This window comes from Bradyrhizobium sp. SOJA106, assembly GCF_059448745.1.
In genome coordinates, this window is sequence record NZ_CM182549.1 from 6,243,057 (window position 1) to 6,263,256 (window position 20,200).

Annotated in this window: 20 protein-coding genes and 2 pseudogenes; 9 read left to right on the forward strand and 13 right to left on the reverse strand. The window is 59.6% G+C overall.

Annotated elements, in window-relative coordinates; all coding sequences use genetic code 11:
• Nucleotides 1-457 precede the first annotated feature (457 nt).
• Entirely contained in the window at nt 458-1,462 is a 1,005-nt protein-coding gene (locus AC5V87_RS29435; RefSeq protein ID WP_495368547.1) for a glycosyltransferase family 2 protein, read from the forward strand.
• A gap of 91 nt (nt 1,463-1,553) precedes the next feature.
• Here AC5V87_RS29435 and AC5V87_RS29440 read toward each other — a convergent pair.
• From AC5V87_RS29440 to AC5V87_RS29450, 3 genes and pseudogenes are all read right to left on the reverse strand, one after another.
• Nucleotides 1,554-2,302, reverse strand: a pseudogene (locus AC5V87_RS29440) (IS110 family RNA-guided transposase); the annotation flags it as partial.
• 148 nt (nt 2,303-2,450) lie between these two features.
• A complete protein-coding gene (locus tag AC5V87_RS29445; protein WP_456836921.1) occupies nt 2,451-2,810 on the reverse strand; it encodes a nuclear transport factor 2 family protein in 360 nt (119 codons plus the stop codon).
• A gap of 233 nt (nt 2,811-3,043) precedes the next feature.
• The gene (locus AC5V87_RS29450; protein WP_495368548.1) at nt 3,044-3,253 is read right to left on the reverse strand and encodes a PRC-barrel domain containing protein; all 210 of its coding nucleotides are present in this window, start codon (nt 3,251-3,253) and stop codon (nt 3,044-3,046) included.
• Between the two features lie 502 nt (nt 3,254-3,755).
• Between AC5V87_RS29450 and AC5V87_RS29455 the strand changes: the two genes are divergently transcribed.
• Nucleotides 3,756-4,382, forward strand: a complete 627-nt coding sequence (locus AC5V87_RS29455) for a hypothetical protein (protein WP_495368549.1) — start codon at nt 3,756-3,758, stop codon at nt 4,380-4,382.
• 199 nt (nt 4,383-4,581) lie between these two features.
• Here the strand turns inward: AC5V87_RS29455 and AC5V87_RS29460 are convergent, their stop codons facing one another.
• From AC5V87_RS29460 to AC5V87_RS29480, 5 genes are all read right to left on the reverse strand, one after another.
• Nucleotides 4,582-4,839: a hypothetical protein gene (locus tag AC5V87_RS29460; RefSeq protein ID WP_456836919.1), complete on the reverse strand. Its 258-nt coding sequence runs from the start codon at nt 4,837-4,839 to the stop codon at nt 4,582-4,584.
• 681 nt (nt 4,840-5,520) lie between these two features.
• The gene (locus AC5V87_RS29465) at nt 5,521-5,670 is read right to left on the reverse strand and encodes a hypothetical protein (protein ID WP_456836918.1); all 150 of its coding nucleotides are present in this window, start codon (nt 5,668-5,670) and stop codon (nt 5,521-5,523) included.
• 187 nt (nt 5,671-5,857) lie between these two features.
• Nucleotides 5,858-6,022: a hypothetical protein gene (locus tag AC5V87_RS29470; protein ID WP_456836917.1), complete on the reverse strand. Its 165-nt coding sequence runs from the start codon at nt 6,020-6,022 to the stop codon at nt 5,858-5,860.
• A 486-nt stretch (nt 6,023-6,508) separates the two neighbouring features.
• Entirely contained in the window at nt 6,509-7,177 is a 669-nt protein-coding gene (locus AC5V87_RS29475; RefSeq protein ID WP_495368550.1) for an alpha/beta fold hydrolase, read from the reverse strand.
• A gap of 308 nt (nt 7,178-7,485) precedes the next feature.
• Nucleotides 7,486-8,403 carry a glutathione S-transferase family protein gene (locus tag AC5V87_RS29480; protein ID WP_456836915.1) on the reverse strand — a complete coding sequence of 306 codons (918 nt, stop codon included), beginning with the start codon at nt 8,401-8,403 and terminating at the stop codon, nt 7,486-7,488.
• A gap of 326 nt (nt 8,404-8,729) precedes the next feature.
• Here AC5V87_RS29480 and istA point away from each other — a divergent pair, with 326 nt between their 5' ends.
• Together istA and istB are read left to right on the forward strand one after the other, a co-directional pair.
• Entirely contained in the window at nt 8,730-10,040 is a 1,311-nt protein-coding gene (gene istA / locus AC5V87_RS29485) for an IS21 family transposase (protein WP_495368551.1), read from the forward strand.
• Nucleotides 10,040-10,900, forward strand: a complete 861-nt coding sequence (gene istB, locus AC5V87_RS29490) for an IS21-like element helper ATPase IstB (RefSeq protein ID WP_456836904.1) — start codon at nt 10,040-10,042, stop codon at nt 10,898-10,900. The genes istA and istB overlap by 1 nt, the downstream gene beginning before the upstream one ends.
• An 80-nt stretch (nt 10,901-10,980) precedes the next feature.
• Here the strand turns inward: istB and AC5V87_RS29495 are convergent.
• Both AC5V87_RS29495 and AC5V87_RS29500 read right to left on the reverse strand, forming a co-directional pair.
• Nucleotides 10,981-11,524: pseudogene (locus tag AC5V87_RS29495) on the reverse strand (IS110 family RNA-guided transposase); the annotation flags it as partial.
• 244 nt (nt 11,525-11,768) lie between these two features.
• The gene (locus AC5V87_RS29500) at nt 11,769-12,122 is read right to left on the reverse strand and encodes a DUF3833 family protein (RefSeq protein WP_495368552.1); all 354 of its coding nucleotides are present in this window, start codon (nt 12,120-12,122) and stop codon (nt 11,769-11,771) included.
• Between the two features lie 434 nt (nt 12,123-12,556).
• Here AC5V87_RS29500 and AC5V87_RS29505 point away from each other — a divergent pair, with 434 nt between their 5' ends.
• A complete protein-coding gene (locus AC5V87_RS29505) occupies nt 12,557-12,778 on the forward strand; it encodes a hypothetical protein (protein ID WP_456836913.1) in 222 nt (73 codons plus the stop codon).
• 12 nt (nt 12,779-12,790) lie between these two features.
• Nucleotides 12,791-13,213, forward strand: coding sequence for a hypothetical protein (locus tag AC5V87_RS29510; RefSeq protein ID WP_456836912.1), 423 nt, complete (start codon nt 12,791-12,793; stop codon nt 13,211-13,213).
• 336 nt (nt 13,214-13,549) lie between these two features.
• Here the strand turns inward: AC5V87_RS29510 and AC5V87_RS29515 are convergent, their stop codons facing one another.
• Nucleotides 13,550-14,767, reverse strand: coding sequence for an MFS transporter (locus tag AC5V87_RS29515; RefSeq protein WP_495368553.1), 1,218 nt, complete (start codon nt 14,765-14,767; stop codon nt 13,550-13,552).
• A gap of 133 nt (nt 14,768-14,900) precedes the next feature.
• Nucleotides 14,901-15,059, reverse strand: coding sequence for a hypothetical protein (locus AC5V87_RS29520; protein ID WP_495368554.1), 159 nt, complete (start codon nt 15,057-15,059; stop codon nt 14,901-14,903).
• Nucleotides 15,060-15,629: 570 nt separating this feature from the next.
• On the opposite strand from AC5V87_RS29520, the gene AC5V87_RS29525 reads away from it, so the two are divergent.
• Complete coding sequence (locus tag AC5V87_RS29525) at nt 15,630-16,901, forward strand: SDR family oxidoreductase (RefSeq protein WP_495368555.1); 1,272 nt, start codon at nt 15,630-15,632, stop codon at nt 16,899-16,901.
• Entirely contained in the window at nt 16,901-17,380 is a 480-nt protein-coding gene (locus AC5V87_RS29530; RefSeq protein ID WP_495368556.1) for a DUF2269 family protein, read from the forward strand. The genes AC5V87_RS29525 and AC5V87_RS29530 overlap by 1 nt, the downstream gene beginning before the upstream one ends.
• 1,845 nt (nt 17,381-19,225) lie before the next feature.
• Here AC5V87_RS29530 and AC5V87_RS29535 read toward each other — a convergent pair.
• Nucleotides 19,226-19,504, reverse strand: a complete 279-nt coding sequence (locus AC5V87_RS29535) for a hypothetical protein (RefSeq protein ID WP_495368557.1) — start codon at nt 19,502-19,504, stop codon at nt 19,226-19,228.
• 221 nt (nt 19,505-19,725) lie between these two features.
• On the opposite strand from AC5V87_RS29535, the gene AC5V87_RS29540 reads away from it, so the two are divergent.
• Entirely contained in the window at nt 19,726-20,151 is a 426-nt protein-coding gene (locus tag AC5V87_RS29540) for an Hsp20/alpha crystallin family protein (protein ID WP_495368558.1), read from the forward strand.
• Nucleotides 20,152-20,200: the final 49 nt, after the last annotated feature.

Sequence of the window (20,200 nt, forward strand, 5' to 3'; positions counted from 1 at the left end):
GTTGGGCCATGGGCCAGTTAATCCCCATTGGCTGTCCCGGCGTAGTGACGGCCCCACCTCAGCCCCCCTGAGTGGGGCCGCTTTTTGCGAGACGAAAGCGTAGTGCCTCAACTCCGCCCGGCCGAGACGACATGCCAGATTTTCCCGGTGCAAGGACTGAACTTCTTACCTATTCGCGAAGCCCAGTGACACCAACCAAAGCCAGCCTTGCCAGGTTTTCCCTATGCTGGTTGCATCGACATTAACATGTGTGAAGCGTTTTCTCGGTGTGGTCCGCTTCAAAACATCGCGGCCGCGCCACCGTCATGCAAATGGACGATGACGATGTGCCCCTCGGTGTCCAGCGTCCGGCCAACTCGGCTTACTCAGCGCGAGGATGGTCTACTTTCACTGCGATCAGTTTCGATCGGACGCGAGGACGATCTTCAGCAATCGCTTCTTAGTGAGGAGCTACCGAATGGACAGGTTGCAGGCCAAGCGGCGCGGCAGCTCCCAAGGCTCGGACTTCCGGCCATTCATTTCGGTCGCGATACCAACCTTCCGCCGTCCAGACATGCTGCGCCGCGCGGTCGAAAGCGTGCTGCAGCAGGACTTCTCCGATTGGGAATTGGTTATAAGCGATGACGAAGGGCCGGCGGGCGAGAGTTGGCATATTTCGTGCGAGTATGCCCACAAGGAGCCGCGCATCCGAGTTATCGAAAATCGCAGAGGCCGTGGTCAGGTCGAGAACACGAACAACGCGATGCTTACGTGCCGCGGCCCCTGGATCAAATTGTTGCATGATGACGACTGGCTAGCGCCAGGAGCGCTCACAACTTTCGCGAAGCTTGCGAGGGCTTACCCAGCCGCAGCATTTATGACCTCCTCATGCCATCTCGTTCAGGACAACGGCATAAGGTACCGACGAGGAGGCGAGATTTACTGTTATTCAAGTCAGCAGTGCCTAGCGGATCTCTATTTGGCGGGGAAGACCCGGTTGCTGCGGATGGTCCCTTCGACACTGCTGGTCAACGGCAAGGTCGTCAAAGCCGGCTGCCTGATGCGAAACTACCACTCGATAAGTTGGGGAGTGGACCAACTGTTCTTCGTTGATCTGGCCTGTCACGGCGACATGGTGGCGATAGACGATGGTCTTATCTTTTACGACATGACGGATCACGCAAGCATCACGGCTTCCGGATCGTTCACCCAAATTGACCAGGAGACATTTGATCTCAAGCGTCTCACCTGGAGCCTTTTGGAAGATAAGAGAGCGCTTCCCAATCCCGAAACGATCGTGCGTGCACTACGCGTTGCTCGACTGCGCGGACGGATGGGCCGCCAACCAATCGTCGCAACTATCCGCGATGCAATTCAAATCCTTCGGCCCTCGGTTCTCAGAGCTGCCAACAGGACCATGCGAGCCTGGGCGCGCGCTCCGGGGATCATACTCGTGCTTTCTTGTGGAAACGCTCTGATCTGATGTGCTCTTCACCGAGACAACTCGGCTCGACCGGTGAAGCAGGTCCGGAAGTTCCCCCGCGAGCAAGGATCGCGCTGCGGTGCCTTTTAGAGCGTGTAAGCGTTCGCTCTCCCATCTTGAAGAGGCGTGAGACCAACCAGGCGGCAAAGTCGCGGCCCTTGGCAAAGGTCTCGGCCGGCGGTGCTAGGGCGGCGATCGCAGTGGCGGAGATCGGGCCGATGCCAGGAATGGTCATCAGCTGCGCGATACCTCGTCCTCGCGAGCACGTCGCGCGATCTCCTTGTCAAGATCCACGATCTTGCCATTCAACTCGCCAGAAGGGCTAGCATCACACGAGCCGCTTCGGGAAGGGAGCTGGCCATCGCTTCTCCCTCGATGAGGTCGGCAAGCGTCTCCAAATGCGATGGACCCTTGGGCGCTATCCACCATATTCCGTGAGGTGTCCTCGGATCGCGTTCATGAGCTGAGTTCGCTGCCGCACCAACAGGTCCCGGGTTCGAAACACCAGACCCGCAGCCTGTTGCTCCCTCACTCTTCGCGGCAACGAACCGCATGCTCGGCCGCTGCGCAGCTTCGCAGATCGCCTCGGCATCGATCGCGTCGTTCTTTTGCCGCTTTACAAACGGTTTTACATAAGCGGATGGGATCAGCCGAACCTGATGGCCAAGCTGCGTGAGCTGTCGGGCTCTGCCACATCAACTCGGCTGAGCTGCGAAGAAATCCAAGAGCTTTCCTCGGCTGATCCGTTTTGCTGAATACTGCCCGTCCTTTCCCGTCCGCTCCATGAACGTGGAAAACATGTTTGGCGATATCCAGACCGATTGCGCTAACCTGCAACACGGACGCCTCCCTTAAGTGGTGCTAAACACCTCCGCTTTGGCACATCGATGCCGTCGGCGGGGCGTCCACCCCATCATAAGTCCGAGCGTTCGCTTTTGGCGCAAATGAGGGACCAAGCAGGCAAGTCCAGGATACCTGATCGTGACCCTTAGCAGACCGCGCCTTGGCAGGAGCTGGACTGGGCGTGCTGTCGCGGGCCGCAGCTCAGTGTCCTGATTTTCCCGGCGCCATTAAAGTCCAAGACCGCCTGCACTACGTTTTCCCCGCTGACGTACGAGATCATTGCGCCACCGTGCGAGGGCTGAAGATTATCCAGCTCGGCAGCTGGGTTTTCCTGCAGATGGATAACCCAGTAGCCACGCAGGTTTTCTCTGCCGGAGATCGCCAATTGGTTACAATCGCAATAGATCACGGCATCTTCGGCGTACATTTCGAGTAGCGTTTCGATATCGCCCGCGCGGTAGGCATCCAGCCAATCGACGGCAGCGGCCATCGGGTCAAAAGACATAAAGTACCTCTTGCGCCAGAAACAGAGAGGCCGGGGTACCCAGCTGATCTCTTCGCCAATCGATCGCGAATTTTTTGATCTTCACTCGGCCAAGCCCATATGCCGAATGCCATAGGTCGGATACCGGCCCACCTTGGGCATTCTGGCATCGCCATTTTAGCAGGCATCTTGGTGACTGACCTTATGGAGGCTAGCAGTGGCGGGGCGTCCACAAGATGGCGTCGGCAGGCCCGTCACTTCTCCACCAGCTTGATTGTCGAGACGGGCCATTTGCCGGGATGGCCAGCCACGGAAAGACGCAAACCGTGCGCCTCGTCCAAATGTAATCCCTCGACGGTCCCCGCCTTGCCGTCCGTGAGCACGACTGCCTTGCCGATCAATTCGGCCTCGGCTTTGTGATATTCCCGCAGGATGGCGGCGGCATGCGCTTTAGCTCGGGGCATTGCCTGGGGCCTCGTCCTACAGCGACGGTGCAGATTGCAAACTGGTCAGATTGGACCGCGTTCCGAACGAACAACTGAGCCACAGGCGCCCCGCGGCAACGCAGCACTTCGGCTACCCCGGGGGATTGCAAGGCAGTCGCGCGCCCGCCATTCAAATAGGGCCTAATAGGGCCCGGCGAGTTTCCGCAGGGCCGGTCTGCCACCTCGAAAAATCAAGAAAAAAATACTTATTTACAAGAGCTTATATCCATTTCCACAATCCCAAAAAACTGCTGGCGGAAAGGGCCACACGACTAGCTTTCGGGCCTCGGTGAAATACCGTGAAATTAAGTAAGCACTTTCTGCTTAGGCTTGTTTCGGGCTGTTCCTTGCGTGTTCGCCAAATCGGGGCCGGGACCAAGCTCGAATTTCGGCCCTTTGGTCTCAGGCTTAGGAGCCGAAACCACATGGAGACTACCATTGCCGCCCCGCTGGCAAGCGGGGCAGCAAGAGCAGCGTCATCTTGACTGACCGCATGTGCGAGAAGCGGGTGACCGGGCGCACCAAAATCTACGAGCGTAAATGCGCCGGCCTCTACCTCAGCAACACCGCCGATCGCCACTTCCTCGTTCAAATTCACCGACCGGCAGACCAGCAAGCAAGGCACCGGTTGGCTGGGCGTCTACACCCCGAGACCTTCATCGTCGAGGACGCCCGCGGCAAGGTTTATGGTCTCAAGGGCATGGGAGCCAAGGCACTTGCCGAGACCTTCCGCGGCCAGAAGGCGAAGGCCGCGCAGAACTGCAAGACCGTCTCCGAGATCATCGAGGAGCGGATCGACTGGATGAAGACGCCCGTCCGCAGCCGGACGGCGAGCGGCGGCCCCGGCTGGAGGCGCGGGAGAACACCGCCAGCCATCTGCGGCGCTTCTCTCGGTGCCCGGCTTGGCAAGAAACTGGCGCGAGAGGTCACCAAGAATGACATCGCGACGCTCTCGAAGGACATTGTCGCGGGCGAGTTTGGTAAGCCCTCGGTCAGCAATGGGCGGAACATGCGGAAGGTGGCCAGTGCTCTGTTCAATTGGGCGGCCGAGGCTGGCCGCGACTACGTCAGCGCGTCGCCTTGCTTGGGAGCCCGATCAATACTTTAATCGAGCTTCGACGGCGCCGTGTACTCTCCACGGGGGCCACCCATTTCGGCCGCGCGTAGGCAAATTCCTACAGCGATGCCCCCAACGTGCATTCCGACTATCGGGCGCTCATCGAGCGCAACACAGGCGCCGGAAGTGGTCGCCGTGATATGCTAAGGCATCCGCCCAACCGCGCGCCGGCTCGCAAAGAAAGATTGTGTCAGTGGAGCACGCCCTGGGGCTGATGGTTCTCTGACTGATCATCCAATTGAGCGCTCATCCGCTCCAATCGTTGCTCTAGCTGCTCATTAACAAGCATCAATGCCCTAAGCGCGCCGCGTACGTCACCGTCACAAGCGGCGACGACCTCGTCAATCTCGAGTTCGTATGCATCAAGAAGAGAACTGGTGTGTGGGCGTGACATGCGAACAACATACAAGCATAAAATCTTACTGGAGAAATAATTACGCAGCATCATCCCCGCTATTCACAGCGGGGCGGGCTTGCATCGGATCGTTTCTGGATTTGAATTTCGGCGGCAATTTTTACCGCGCTGCACATCAATTGGCCGTGCAGCATCCGAGGCATTGATTAAGTGGCCGGGGGTAAAGATGTTTGAAATCTATTTCAATCGTAAACGTGATTTCCTCGTCTTAAGCAAAGGCTCTCCGATCCCGGCACTTGACCCATCGATCAAATGGCGGAAGAGCAAAAAAAGAGTTTCTAGGGTCAGCGACGAGATTAGATTGGCCGTTGAGAGACAAGGCTACTACGTTCGGCGCTTGCGGGACAGCAAGGTACGGACGAACTCAGTTTGAACACAAACCGCACTCTCAATACTTTATCACCGCGCTGTCGAGGCTTGCGATGTATGGATGCGCGCGCCTTGGGACGAGGCGAAGGCGCGGAACCGGCCGTGGCCGGATCACGGTCCGTTGAGGTTGGCAGGCTCACCCGGCTGTCCGATTGTTGCCTCAGCCCTCCATCAATCCCCAAAGTACGATCAAGTAATAGACCACAACCGCGACGACAACGTTGATCGCAACTATCAGCAAAACATCGATAGGTAAGATCGGTTTCCGTCTAGCCATCGCTGGGATCCTAGCCGGGCTGGGATACCCTGACTTCTCACAAATGATGGCCGATGCACGTTACTCCGCTACTGTTGCGTTAGCGCCGCAGGTAGTTCCATCGTATGAATAAAAGTCTGATCGCGGCGATCATCTGCAGTGGCTTTCCAAGCGGCTACGCCAAAGTAGGCAGTGAGCGCCAGAGCAACCGCGACCAAAACAGAATTGAACTGCGTCATCGATCGGCCCCTCCTTCTCTACAGAGAAGCACCTTCGATTTGAGCGCGCACGACTGAAAGCTGCAAATGTCGAACTTTGCGCGTGCAATCCACAGGGAAGAGATCAACACACGCATAGTCCTCGGCCCACCGAGCGGAACATCTCAATACTGAGATCGTAAAAGCAGCTCCGGCCGTGTAACGCAGCTCACTGCAGCCAATCCTTGTAGAGGGTGATGCCGATCATGATCAGCGAGCCGATTACGACCGCCACTGGGCAGATAAACGGCAGCTCTTCCAGCACGCCAATAGCGACCGCCCGGACGCGGAGCGTTCGCTTCATATGCGCAAAGCGCCAGCCTGCGACACCCATCGGACGACTCCGTTTGGCCCCCAGCAGCAGCGGCCTCACTCTTCAGCGCGAAGCGATCTTCGGCTATTGCCCGTTAGGATGTATCCCTAGATTAAGGTGAAGGAACCCTTGTAAGTCGTCCGCTTTGTGCTCGGAAGGGACGTTGATGCTGCCAGGCTGCATGTCGGCCTTGGGCCCATAACCCGCCGCGAGCAGTTGCAGCAAGGCGAACTTATTCGGTCAACTCGTCGGCGATGAGCAGCCTATCCGGCACGGCGAGGCCGAGTGCCTTGGCAGCGGTCAGATCGAAAGTTGACGACCGGATTGGTTGGTGAGCAGCTCTTCCTTGCGTAAGCTCACGTTGCGCCACTTGGAGCCGCTGCGTGAGGTAGCCGGTGCGGGCGAACAGCACGTGGTAGAATGTTCTTCGCTGAGCAGGTCATGCCCTGCTCGTGCCAATTCGTGTGATGAAATCGTGGACGGCATCGAAGACTGGCTGCGGCTGTTCTAGCAGCATGAAATGCCCGGCTTGCGGAATGTCGACGACCGTAACCCGGTTCCCAAGGTCTTGCGAAGCGCATGGCCATTACCGGGTGGCGCCGCGTCGTCATCGATCCCTTGGACCACAAGCATCGGCGCGGTTCCACCAGTCCACCAGTGTTCCAGCGGTGTCTGGCGGCTCGTCGCGATCTGCGCGATATGCACCTGCGGCCAGCACTCGACGGGCTGCAGCACATTGGGATCCGATGCCGGCGACAGCCACCGCGCGCCGAGCGCCGCGCACTCTGGTCCCCTACGTCTTGCCTCGCCGGCATTACGAAAGGCCGTGCCGAGGGGCGTAGCCAATGCGATCAGCCCGCCGGCCGCGAGCAGGATCAGGCTGCGAACCAATTCCGGACGATCGGCCGCCAGGCAGCGGGCTACCCTGTTGCCGAAGGCATGACCGAGGATGTGGGCCGGAGCACAGCCGAGCATCTCGATCACGCCGGCCACATCGGCGGCGAGATCTTGCAGCGAGACGCCATCGAGGGGTCCGGTGCTGCTTCCGACGCCGCGCATGTTGACGGCAATAATCTGCAGCCCGCCGGCAGCCAATCGGCGGGCAAGGGGATCGAAGTAACCAGTGCTGCATTCGCCAACAGGACCAGCGCTTCTCCTGATCCGTGCAAGGTACATTCGAGCTCCGCCTCCCCAACCTTGATCATTTGATTTCGCATCATAGTCCCTCGCTCAGCGCAGGGCCGTTCTCTCTACGGCAACGCTCTCAGACGTGACTGGTGCCGTCTACCGGACAAAACAGAAGCTTTGCGGCGCAACCATTACGAGCCGCGCAGGTCTCATCAGGGCGATAACCGGAAGTCAGTCGGCTACTCGATCACCTCGTCAGCGCGGGCGCGATCACGCTCGAAAGTGCGAGACCGAGTGCTTTCGCCGTCTTGAGATTGACAGCGAGTTCGGACTGCGTCGGCGGCTCAATCGGCAAGTCAGGCTGACATCACGACAAAACCGGCGCGTGGGAAATGCACACAGACCTCTCCGGCCGCGGGATCGCTGCGTCGGATGACGATCTCATGGACGCCCGAGGTGACCAACTCGCCGACGACCGGGTCGCGTCCGGTGTCATCCGGCGTGACGGTCACTGTCTGACCAGGTTTCCAGCCGGTCGGCTCTCGTGGATCGGGAATTTCGCTGGCGATCGACGTAGCGTCCTTCGCCGCGTTGAGCGCTTTTTTCGAGGTCATTGGGCTCGGCCTGCCGTGGCCGATTGCGGCAATTCGCTCCGTCCAATTCAGCAGGCTCGGAAAGCCGTCGAGCGGCGCCGCCAACGGTCCGAAGTTTTGCTGCAAGAACCAAACCGGATGGTAGGCGGCGAGATCGGCAAGGCTAGGGGCAGAGCCCTGCAGGAATGAGCGCCCGTCAGTCAGCATTTGATTCAGCCAATCCAAATGTGCGCGCAACTGATCGAGCGAGTTCGGTATTGCCGCCTTCATCGCGGCGGGATCGATATTTCGGCCGGAGAACTTGGCCCGGTCTTCGAGAAATCCCTTGGGCAACGCGTCGGGTCTCTTCGCGAACACGATGCTCGCAGCCGGGCTGAACGTTGTCTTCTCGGCCCACCAGGCAAGCGCATCGGCCGCGCCGTGGCCGGCGGGATAAAAGCTCGGGTTAGGATGCCGGCGCTCGAGTTCGCGCATGATCAACTGGCTGTCGCAATATATGTCTGCGCCGATCTGCAACACGGGCGTCTTTCGGTAGCCTCCGGTCAGCGCCGTCAGGTCGGGTTTTGGCATGGTGACGGGGATTACCACCGATCCCCAGGCCAAACCTTTCAGACCAAGACCGAGCCGAACTTTCTCCGAATAGGGAGAGATCTCGTAGTGATGCAGGATAATATCGGTCATCGAGACGGCCCTCGGCCACGGTTCCGCCCCTACAAGAGCGCCCCTACAAGAGAATGAATGATCGTGCTTAACTCGGGCCCAACCCGAGGCGTAGACTGCTTGTTCCTATTGTTCCAACAATGCTGGCGACCAGCGCTGTTGCCAGCGCCGGACCGACGCCAGGGATCGCGCCCGGCCGCTTGCTCGTCGTGTTTGATCGATGCCAGGCGATGATGCGGCGGTCGAACTCCAGGATCTGGGCCTTTCAGCTGTCGCGCGCCATGGAAAACTGCCCCCTCGGCGTCATGAGGAATTGCCCCCTCCTTGGATAGCCGAGGAGAGAGTGAATGAAAGAGGAACGAATCGCGGAAAGCTCGTCGTGGATTGATCCACGGGGGCAGGTGATGAAGACGCCGGATGACGTGGCGGAGATGTTGCGCCTGAGGGCGTGCGGGTGGGGTCTGAAGCGGATTGCGCGGCAGCTGGGCTGCAGTCATCACACGGTGAAGGGCTACGTGGCGGCGGGCGGTGTGAAGCCGTTCAAGTCGCCTGAGCGGGCGAAGCGGCTCGACGGCCTTGAAGGTTGGCTGCGCGAGCGGTTCATCAGGCATCGGGGCAATGCGGATGTGGTGCGCCAGGACCTGTTGGCCGAGAAAGACGTGGCGGTCAGCCGGCGAACCCTACAACGGGCCGTGCAGCCGTATCGCCAGGCGCTGAAGGCGAAGGCGCTGGCGACGACGCGGTTCGAGACGCCGCCGGGCCGGCAGCTGCAGATCGACTTCGGCGAGCGTCTGGTCGAGATCAGCGGGGCGAAGATAAAAGCGTTCGTGTTCGTGGCGACGCTCGGACACTCGCGGCGGCTCCATGTGCGTGCGTTCCGAGCCGAGAGGCAGGAGCATTGGTTCGCCGGGCTCGAGAGCACATTCATGACCTTCAGCGGTGTGCCGGAGGAAGTGCTGATGGACAATCCACGCGCGCTTGTCGTGCGCCACGACGCAGTGAGCCGGTCGGTCCAATTTAACGACAAGCTGATAGCCTTCGCGAAGCATTGGGGCTTCCGTCCTCGCGCCTGCGCGCCGTATCGGGCGCGGACGAAGGGCAAGACGGAGAATGGCGTCGGTTACGTGAAGAAGAACGCGATCGCGGGGCATTCCTTCGCGAGCTGGGAGGCATTCGAGGCGCATCTGGCCGGGTGGGAGCGTGAGGTGGCGAACGTGCGAATCCACGGCACGACCGGCGAGGCGCCGATTGCTCGCTTTGCGCGTGACGAGGCCCACCGGTTGAAGCCGCTTAGCGGGCAACCGTCGTTCGGATCGTTGCGTGAACTGACCCGCGTCGTCGGCCATGATTGTGCCGTCGAGATCGACACGAACAGCTACTCAGTGCCGTGGCGCCTGATTGGCGAGCGCGTGGCGGTAACGATCGCGGCCGGGGAAGTGCGGATCCGCCATGGATTGCACCAGGTTGCGATCCACAAGCAATCGGATGGACGCCGGCTGCGGATCATCGACACCGCCCATCTCGATGGTGTTGCTGGTCGCAACGGCGCGGTCCGCCGGGCTGAGATCGCGGCGGCGGTGGTGATGGCGCCGTCCTCACCGCCGTCGTTATTGCGCCCTCTTGCCGAATACGAAGCCGTGGTCGGAGGAAGCTTCTGATGGCGCGGGCAAAGAAGATAATGGAAGCAACGACCGATCCGCTCGATGCCATGCTGGCGCGACTGCAGCTCTCCGGTATCCGCGATCAGCTCGACAGCCTGCTCGACGAGGCGGCGCGCGCGAACCTGTCGGCGCGTGAGACGCTGATCCTGCTGTGCGAGCGCGAGATCGCACGCAAGGACCATCGCCGCATAGAGATGGCGCTGAAGCTCGCACACTTCCCGGCGGTGAAGGAGCTTGCTGGCTTCGACTTCGAGGCGCAGCCGTCAATTGATCCAAAGCAGATCCGTGATCTTGCCGCATCACGTTGGATAGCCAACGGAGAAAACGTGCTGCTGCTCGGCCCGCCAGGCGTAGGTAAGACGCACTTGTCGATCGCGCTCGGGCGAGAGGCGATCCTGGCCGGATACACGGTACAGTTCACCACGGCGACGACGCTGGTCGCTGGCCTTGCCAAGGCGCACGGCGAGCGACGCCTAGACGAGAAACTTCTCGCGCTGTCGAAGCCAAAGCTGCTCATCGTCGACGAACTCGGCTACCTGCCTCTGGAACCTGACGCGGCCCATCTGTTCTTCCAACTAGTCAGCCGGCGATACGAAACCGGCGCGATGCTGATCACGTCGAACCGCAGCGTTGCCGAATGGGGTACGGTGTTCGCCGATCCCGTGGTCGCCACCGCGATCCTTGACCGGCTCCTGCATCACAGCCACGTGCTGACGATCCGCGGCGACAGCTACCGGCTCCGCGCCAAGCGCAAAAGCGGCCTTATCAAGACGCCGACCGCCGGTGACGGCCCTCCGGTCGGCTCCGCCTCCCTCCGGCCCGTCACCGGCGGAAACAACCTTCAACCGAGATCATAATCCCGATGGTGGGGGCAGTTCTTCGTGACGCAAAGGGGGCAGTTCCGGATGGCGTTTGACATTCAGCGCGCGCTGACCGCCAAGAGCAGCAAGGCACATCCGGCAACCTCCGGGACTCGGCCTTCGGCTTTATCGGCGACGACTTCCAGCAGCTGCTCGACGCCTCGCCGCCCAACAGGGGCGACAATCCCGAACTCGGCTAGATAGGCGCGGATGGAGTTGATGATCGCGGTCTGCTGGCGGATGAAGAGTTGGCGCGCTCGGTGAAGCATCAGACAGCTCTGTTGCTCGACTGTCTTGGTCGGCACGAACCGCATGTTGGGCCTCGTCACCGCTTCACAGATCGCCTCCGCGTCCCTAGCGTCGTTCTTGACGTAGGGCTTCACATATGCCGGAGGCATCAATCGCACCGTATGTCCCAACGCCTGCAATTCACGGAACCAATGGTGCGATGATGCGCAAGCTCCGATCCCCACCAGGCATGGCGGCAATTTCTGGAAAAACGTTCAAGACGTGGCTGCGCCTCAACTGACGGCGTACGACCGCCTGGCCGGCTGCATCAACGCCGTGCACTTGGAAGACCGACTTCGCAATATCAAGGCCAATCGTCGAAATTGACTGCATAGGCCGCTCCTCCGAATCGCGGGAGCCTTAAAACGGCACCCACTCTTTGGCACTCCCGTGCCGGTGGAGGAGCCGTCCACAGCATCAGATGCGGACGTGCAAGTTGGCCGCGTTATCCGCAAGCCTCCTCGACTTTTGTAGGATTGAACGAAAGCGTCTCGCGCGCTGTCAATGCGCTCGCGGTTCGATCTCCCCCGGGGCCCTCACCCGCTCTCGCCCGTGGCAGTAGCGGACACCAGCGAAGTTAAAGCTTGTGGTAAGTAACGTGCGCCGTCGCAAACGGGATGCCAGCACGGCCAGCACGGCCGCGGACTATGCAAGCTCGTTCATCGATTCCATAAAACCAATCGTCGAAGTTTAACTTGAGCGATTTGCCCTCCCCTTGCGGTGTATCGCGCGTGTATTTCCAATGGAATGCGCAACCGGCTTGCTCCCCAAAGGCTTCACCTTCCAGTCGGTTTTCCAGGCCCGTGTACTTGCCTTCCTCGCCCTTTCGGATCGTCCAATGCAGAGTGTCGCTATGACCATCGTCAAATGTATATGCCTCGATGAAAAGCACTGTATCAGTGTCCGCATCTAGTTCCGCCGTGACCAGCAATCGTTGCGCGCTTCAGTAGTCCACCAACTAGACTTTCGAGCACTGCCCAACCTTCTAACCGCCCGATGAAAAAACGTTCAGGAAGAAACAGCGGCGTTGTCCCTCTAAAAGCATCGATCGCCATAGTTAAAACCCTTCGAAATGCATCTCGTAAACCAAATCTCCTTTCTTCGATTGGTTCCTACTTGGTTCTCCGGCACACGCTCCGCTCAGAGCGCTCAACCATCAACAGCCACCGCCATTTCATATACGATCGGAACTTAATACCGCTGGCAATCGGTTCACTGTTGATGCCGGGTCTACAGGGGTCACCGGCATAGCCCACTTTCGGCAAGCCCGGCGTTGCGCTGCCCCCTTCTTGTCTTGAAAGTTCGCGACTTCGGGCAGATACTTGAATCAAGTCCTTAGCCATCATCATTCCGAGGAAGACGATCATGGCGATCCAAATCGTGATGGACAGCACCGGTGACACCCGCCATTTTTTCAATCCAGACGACGCACGAGAACTCGCGAGGGCGGAGCGGCGGTTTTACGAACTGACCGACGCCGGCTTCACCGCGGCGGTCCGGACGGGTCCGGGTCAAGTATCGCAAATGCGATCGTTTGACCCAAACGCGGAAGAAGCCGTCTTCTTCCCTAGGCTCGTCGGCGGGTGATCGGCCCGCGCCATGTTGGGCTTCAGATCATCTCCCCGACATGAACGTCGGCGGGCGAGAGCCATTCGGGCTCTCTTCTTCAGACACGGCGCCGAGAGAACTCCGGAGGGCCGCTCGCTGCAGCTGTTGCGGACGTGGCTATCGCCGGCCCAACGTGCACAGTTCGCGGGAAAGGGCTATTTCGAGGTCATCGGTGGCGACACTGGCAGGCAATATCGGATCTACGCGGGCGCGTCGACCAACGTCTGCGAGATCGACGAAAAGGGCCGTCCGACGCGCGGCCTGTGTTTCACGCCGCGAGGCAATCTGCCGGTCGGAGATGTTATGCTTTCCCAAAAAATTGCGCTGGAGTGCTGCGAGAACCGCGCGTTGGAGGTAGCCAGAAGGTTCGCACCGACCGGTTTCATGTTTCGGCGCAGCCGGCTCCTTGGTTGAGCCGCCGCGGTCCTTCGTTTCGGCATCGGGAAAGTTGTGCCGTATTTGAGATTCAGGGCGTGCCGAATGGATCCGGACACCTCTCTGCAAGGTCCGCATGAAGACACAACTAAGCTGAAAATTCGAGGGTACGTCGCTGCCAGTGTAGATCTTTAGCCTGCCTTCTCCGTCGAGACGCTCCGACGTGGTCCCGACGGAGAATGAGATGCAGGTTGCAAACGACGGCTCGAACCGGATCTTGCCCGGCCCCCGGACTGGCCGAGGCATGAGACGCAGTTCCAATTCTGCGTTTCGGCGGCGCGTCGACCGACGGCCCCCGTTCGGTCGAACGAAGGATCAGCCCCTCCCATTGGCAAAGCCAAACCAGGCGAATGGGAGTGCGAGGACGCAGAGCGCCGCCATAGGAAAGAACGCCGCCCCGGCAAAAGAACCATACAGTTCACCGGACAAGAAGGTTATTACTGCCGTTAGCAACCCGGAGCCAAACGCATAGAGAGATTGAGCAGTTGCGGCCACGCTTGCTGCGACCAGCGTCGCCATCATTCGCATGCAAGCGAGATGAAGCAGAGCGAACGTTAGTCCGTGCAACGGCTGTATCAGCGAGAGCAGCAATAGCGAGGTGGTCACGCCTGCTACGGACCAGCGGACGATACCGGCCGCAGCTGCCAAGATAGCCGCGCCACGCACGCCAAACCTATCCAGGAGCGCTGGACCGGCCAGCATGAACACCAACACTTCAGCAACCACCGCTTCTGACCATAGGAAGCTAATCGCCGAGGTGCTGATGTCCGCATCGCTCCACCTGATCACTGCAAATGCATCGTGCACGGCATGACTGCCATAGATCAAAGCTGATGCGATGATCATGATGCGAAACTGCGACACGCTGATTAGTGCTTTCATCTCTGACACAATAAAGGACGGCGATGTCTGCGATCTGGCTTGCTCAACTAGCAATGCAGTGGCGCCAGCGGTGGCGATCAGGAAGGCAGCGTTCACCCAGATAACAGGGGTGAGATCGGCTGGGCTCACGAGTTGTCCGGCCATCAGTGTTCCCAGAACGAAAGCCGCGGAGGCAGCTCCCCGTATCCACCCGTACTCAAATGGCCTTCCCGCGAACCGAGGCCTCCTTGTATTGACCGACAACGCATCGGCGATAGAGGTGGTGGGGGCAAGAGCGGCAGCCTGAACCAACGCGACAAGAAGCAAGAACCAGAACTTATCTGCCCAAAGCAATGCGACCGCTGCTGCGGCCGCCACGGCAGCACAGCCCGCGAGCACGAGGCGCAATGACCCGATCCGATCCGCCAGCATAGCAACCAACGGTCCGAAAACGAGCCGCGTCAGCATTGCGGCAGCCAGGATCAGACCGATCTGCTGAGACGCCAAAGCTCGCGTTTCGAAGAATTTTGGCCAGAACGGAGATGCGGCTCCGAACGCCGCGTAGAGGGCGACGTAAAGGACTATATAGGCGATTGGTTCGGGAATGCGCACAGGGTCCTTATAGGTTGCTTTATAGCCTCCATGGCTGCGAACGCTGGTGCCATGGCGCAAGTCAGATCGGAGCACTGGCTCCGAAAGCAAAGTTTGGTCGCACAGACCAGTCAGTCGCGGTCCGACAGTACTCAGACCGGCCGGGCCTAACAATCCGATGAACCCCGCCGCCGCATCACCGTAGTGGACGAGCTCAAATCCAGATTGGGGCGCAGCCTTTCGCAGTGCTTCTTTCTCCTGGTGACCCGACGGTCGGTTCTATGATGTCGAGCTTTTTCAAGTCGGAAACAAGCTGCTTGAAAAAGCCAATGCGCATTTGAGTCACCGCGTCCTCGCCACCGACCCCGTTCATCACGTTTCCGGTAATCATCCCACCGGGATGTGCGCGACAGGATCAATAGCTATCGCGGTAAATACTAGCGGAACTTCAGGAACGGATTTCTCGAATGCCTCGACCATGCCGCGAGCAAGACCGATCACAGATCGTACCGACCTCGACTTGCAAGGTCTACAATCGTTCCAAGCGGATGAAGGAGAAGCACGCGGTGCTGGATGGCGTCGCGGCCGAGCTGAGGCGGATCGTCGGCAAGCCACTGCCTGCGATGCCTGCTAAAACGAATCTGCATCTGGTCGCCTGCCCCTCAGCATAGATTCATGGGGCAGATAGCGCGGCAACGGATCGACCGGGCTGTGGCCGATGCAGCCTGTTCAGAGAAATTCGATAATCGGCCGCGCCTCAGCTTGACGGCGAAGCGGCCGCTTCACTGAGGCCTCCGACGGTGCCAAAGCGAACGACACAGAATTGTGGCGACTCACTAGTTCCGCCACGAGGAACGATTGCATCAGCCGCGCTTTATTCGTCCGCATCTTCAGAGCTTGATCAGCGGTTTGCGCTCTGCGCAGCCAACCGAAGGACCCGTTTATGCGCATCCTTCTCGTTGGGGGCACGGGCCTCATTGGATCGGCAATCCACGCGCGGCTGTCCGCCGAAGGGCACGAATGCGTACTGGTGTCTCGCCATCCAGCGGCACCTGATAGGCACCACATCGCGCTTGACGTCGCTCGGGCTACCGATGCTACGAAATGGAACGGAGTTCTTGCCGGCGTCGATGCCGTCGTCAACGCGTCGGGTGCTCTGCAGGGCCAGAACATGCAAGCCCTTCATGTCGCCGGGAGCGCGACGCTTTACGCGGCCTGTGAAAGCGCGGGAATCCGCCGTGTCATCCTGTTCTCGGCCATCGGCAGCAATCGCGACGCCCGTAGCGATTTTTCTCGCACCAAGGGCGAGGGCGAAGCCGCCTTGATGGCGAGGAACCTCGATTGGGTCGTGCTGCGGCCTTCTGTCGTGGTGGGCCGGCCGGCCTATGGTGGCAGCGCGCTATTGCGAGGGCTGGCATCACTCCCGGTTCTACCGGTAATGCCAGACACCGCAGCTATTCAACCGGTGCATCTCGACGACGTGGTTGAGACGGTGGTGTTCTTCCTGCGGCCGGGCGCTCCCTCCCGCGTCGCGCTTGATCTGCCCGGTCCAGAACGGATTGCCTTCAGCGATGCGGTCGCGCTGTTTCGCTCCTGGCTGCGCTGGAGGCCGGCTTACCGCCTTCACCTGCCAACTTGGGTGGCTTCGGCTGCTTATCGCATGGGTGATGTTGCGCAGATGTTGGGTTGGGCAACACCCATCAACTCGACCGCGCATGCAGAAATGCGGCGCGGCGCGACCGGCGATGCTGAGCCCTGGCGTCAGATCACCGGCGTAAGGCCGCGTGACATCGAAGCCGCACTCGTTCGCGAACCGGCCTCGGTGCAGGAACGCTGGTTTGCACGGCTATATGTGCTCAAGCCGCTGATTTTCGTTGTTTTCGGCCTGTTCTGGATCGTCACGGGCATCATCTCGCTCGGTCCGGGCTGGGAATTTGGAATGTCGTTGCTGCGTGAAGGCCGGCTGCGAGAAAATATCGCGGCTCTCACCGTCATCGCCGGCGCGCTCGCCGACATCGTCATTGGCCTTGCAATTCTTTGGCGGCCTCTGAGCCGCTATGGGCTATGGGCAGCACTGATCATCTCGCTCACCTATGCCGTCATCGGCACGGCGCTGGTGCCGCGGCTGTGGGCCGATCCGCTTGGGCCAATGCTGAAGATCTGGCCGGTCATCATGCTCAATCTCGTCGCCATGGCGATTCGAGAGGATCGCTGATGTTCTATTTCTTCATGAAGATGGTGCACATCATCGGTGCTGCGGTCCTGCTCGGCACGGGTGCCGGCATCGCGTTCTTCATGCTGGTGGCTCATGTTCGCGGCGACCCGCGCGAGATCGCGGGGGTCGCGCGGACGGTCGTGCTGGCTGATTTCCTGTTCACGGCGAGTGCGGTCCTCCTACAGCCGATCACGGGCACATGGCTCGCTTGGTCGAGTGGGTATTCCCTTGGCGAGGGATGGATTGCGGCGTCCATCACACTCTATATGGTGACCGGCGCCTTCTGGCTGCCGGTGGTGTGGATGCAAATGCGAATGCGGGACCTTGCGATTCGCGCGATCGAGACCGACGGCAAGTTGCCTGCCGAATATTACCGTCTCTTCCGGTCGTGGTTCGTCTTCGGATTTCCGGCGTTCGCAGCCGTCCTGGCCATCTTTTGGCTGATGATCGCGCGCCCAGCTATTCCGTACTGGGACTAACATGACGCGATCAACATCACGCCGACGAGGGATATCATCGCGGGGTCGTGAAGGTAAAGCTGCCGAAGAAAGGCCTGCCACGCGATCCGTGGTTGACACGCGAATAGCCGCTAGATTGCTCTGGATCTGTTGGCGGGCTCGAGAGACCCAAATCGTGCATCGTGGTCCCATGAAGGGCCAGAAGGTCCAGACGGACAAGCGCCCGTTGCGCCATCTCACGCGCTTCATCATTATCGGCCTATACCGCGGAACGCGTGCAGGTGCGATCGCATCGGCCTCACCAGTTGCAGCCATTGGCCGGTCACAGCTTCGCCACAGAAACGGCCCGACCTAACGAGAACGAACATCCTCAAGATGCCTGTAGATTTTGAACGACCTGAAGCGTCTTTCTGGCGCTCATAAGGGTCTGGTTGCAGGTCGCAGGGCCAACCAACGAATTCATTGGGATCTCAGAGCCCTTGTTCAATCGAATGGATCACCGCACCAGAAACTATCGCTCGATTCAGGCCTCCATGAGCTTCGGCCTGAATGAGACCACTGCCGAACTTCCTGGGAGACCAGCCTGGCTCTGCAATCGCAGCAAAGACGAGCTCGGCGTACAAAACGTCAACTTGATCGCGATTTGGCGAACTGCTCGATCAACACTCCCTGTCATTCACGCGAGTCGCAACAGAATTGGTTTGGCGGTTTCCCGCAGAAGCTGTGAGCGCTGCGTTGGTTGGCGAGACGAAAAATCCTGTAGTTCAGCACATACCAGCCGCGCTCGTCCCGCGCGAGCAGAGCCGGTTCTTTGTCAGCCATTTGGGAACAGTCGAGGAGATATATCTAGCGCATCCGCGGCATGCTGACGGACCGGGTTCCGCGGGACGCGGGGACGTGTTGGCAAACTATATCCTGAAGGACGGGTGATCATCTGTCCAAGACCCTTCTCGCTCGGCTTGCGCCGTTGGAAGCGAGCGCCCATGCCTCCGCGGCAGAGATCGGCGCCACGACGGCGGCCGCCCAGCAGCAGCTCAGGGCCGCGAGGAGCACGAGCTTGTGAGGCGGCTGCGCCAGGCGGATCCCGCGGCGGTTTCGGCCGGAACGCAGGAGACGCTGGACTGGCTGCATGAGGGGCGCGTCCTCACCTTACGGCTGCCCGGGAACAACTTTCCACCATTTGCGTTCTGTGGGACGCTTCACCTGCGAACGAACGCCTGCAAAGGGTCCAGCAACGCAGAGGCGGCGAGCTCGTACCCATCTTGCTCTTGGAGGATATGGATATGAGACCCATTACAACTCTTCTCCGGCAATCGAGCCTGGCACTCATCCGCGTCGTCCGCGCAGTCCGTCGGCAAACAGTCGAACTGTTCGGCGGGCCTGGCGCTGATACGGGCCGTTATTTCGCGCAAGCGAAAGCCGATTTGACGAAGTTGTTTTCGAAGTTGCATAGCAAGCTCAGATCCCTTGTCAGCAAGGTGGCCGCTAATAAGGCGGCCAGCTCTTCGTAAGCTTTGCACGTGCAATTCGGAAAGAGCGATCGTCATGTCCTGAGCGAGCCGATCGTATCGACGATCGCTCGACCGAGCAGCCTTGCTTGATTCAGCACCCTTTGCAAATTTCCGGGATGATCTGCTCGGCCTCAACGGCGTGCCTGGCGCCTGTGTTTCCGCGAAAGCGGGATATCAGAGCTCAGAATGAAGAGGCGCGAGGACTTGGTCGAGTGCCCGCCGACACCTGCCTGCCGCGGATTGTCTGATCCCCAGGCATGAGTTGTCGCGAAGGACAGCTAAGAGAACACCGCGCACCTTCGTTCTCCCAGGTCCATTTGCGAGTGGATTCGCAAATACAGCTGGAAGTCGAATGCTATATTTTCAACGCCAAGCTTCCTGTCTCGAACGAACCGATTCTGGTGGTCGCGAGCTCATGACCGCTTGAATGCTGGATCATCCAGCGCTCTTCCGAACGCGGCAACCATTGCCGCCGCGCGTGGTCTCCGCGATCATCAAGGACGTGATGAAGCAGCTCTGCACGCTGCCGGAATGTGGGCAGAAGCGACGAATCGCGTTCGCACAGAACTCCTGCGATGCAGAGAGTGAGGGCTTCCGCACCCATTTTGATCTGAGCCAATGAGTCTGCAGTCATACGTGTTCCTCCCGTTGATTCGCCTGAGGCGAGAGGCCGCAAGGGGGCTTACGGCGGTGCAAAAGCGATAGTCCGCTCATTTATACCAAATGTTCTCCTAGCAGCCTCGGCAGCATTAGCACCTGGCTCTTGAAACTGCCAAAGACCAACCCAGATCAAAGTACAGAGGGGCGACCGTGATGCCTTCCTCGCCCCGCCAACAACTACCGTGGGGTTCAAACATGATCATGGGATTTGCTGATCCGTTCGACACGCTACTTAACCTTCAACGCTCCCTCGAAGCGAACCTCGCCAGCGACTGGCTCCAAGATTTAACCGCCAGCCGCGGCCCCTTCCCGCCAATCAACGTTTTTCAACAGGGCGACGACATCCTGGCTATCGTCGAACTGGCGGGTGTTAAGAAGGATGACCTGCAAATTCAGGCCAAGGAAAATTCGATACGCATCTTCGGCAGGAAAACGGTCGAGTACCCCGGGGAAGTGAGCCTACACCGGAAGGAACGCGTCTCTGGCGAGTTCGACCGGACGCTCTCATTCCCGGTGCAAATCGAGCCCGATGGAATCAAGGCCGAGTATCGGGATGGCATCTTGGCGCTATTCCTTCCACGTGCGGAAAGCGATAAGCCGCGCACCATCAAGATCACCTGAACCGCAATGACCATCCCTCACTCGCCCAAGTCTGCAGAAAGGCGTTCTA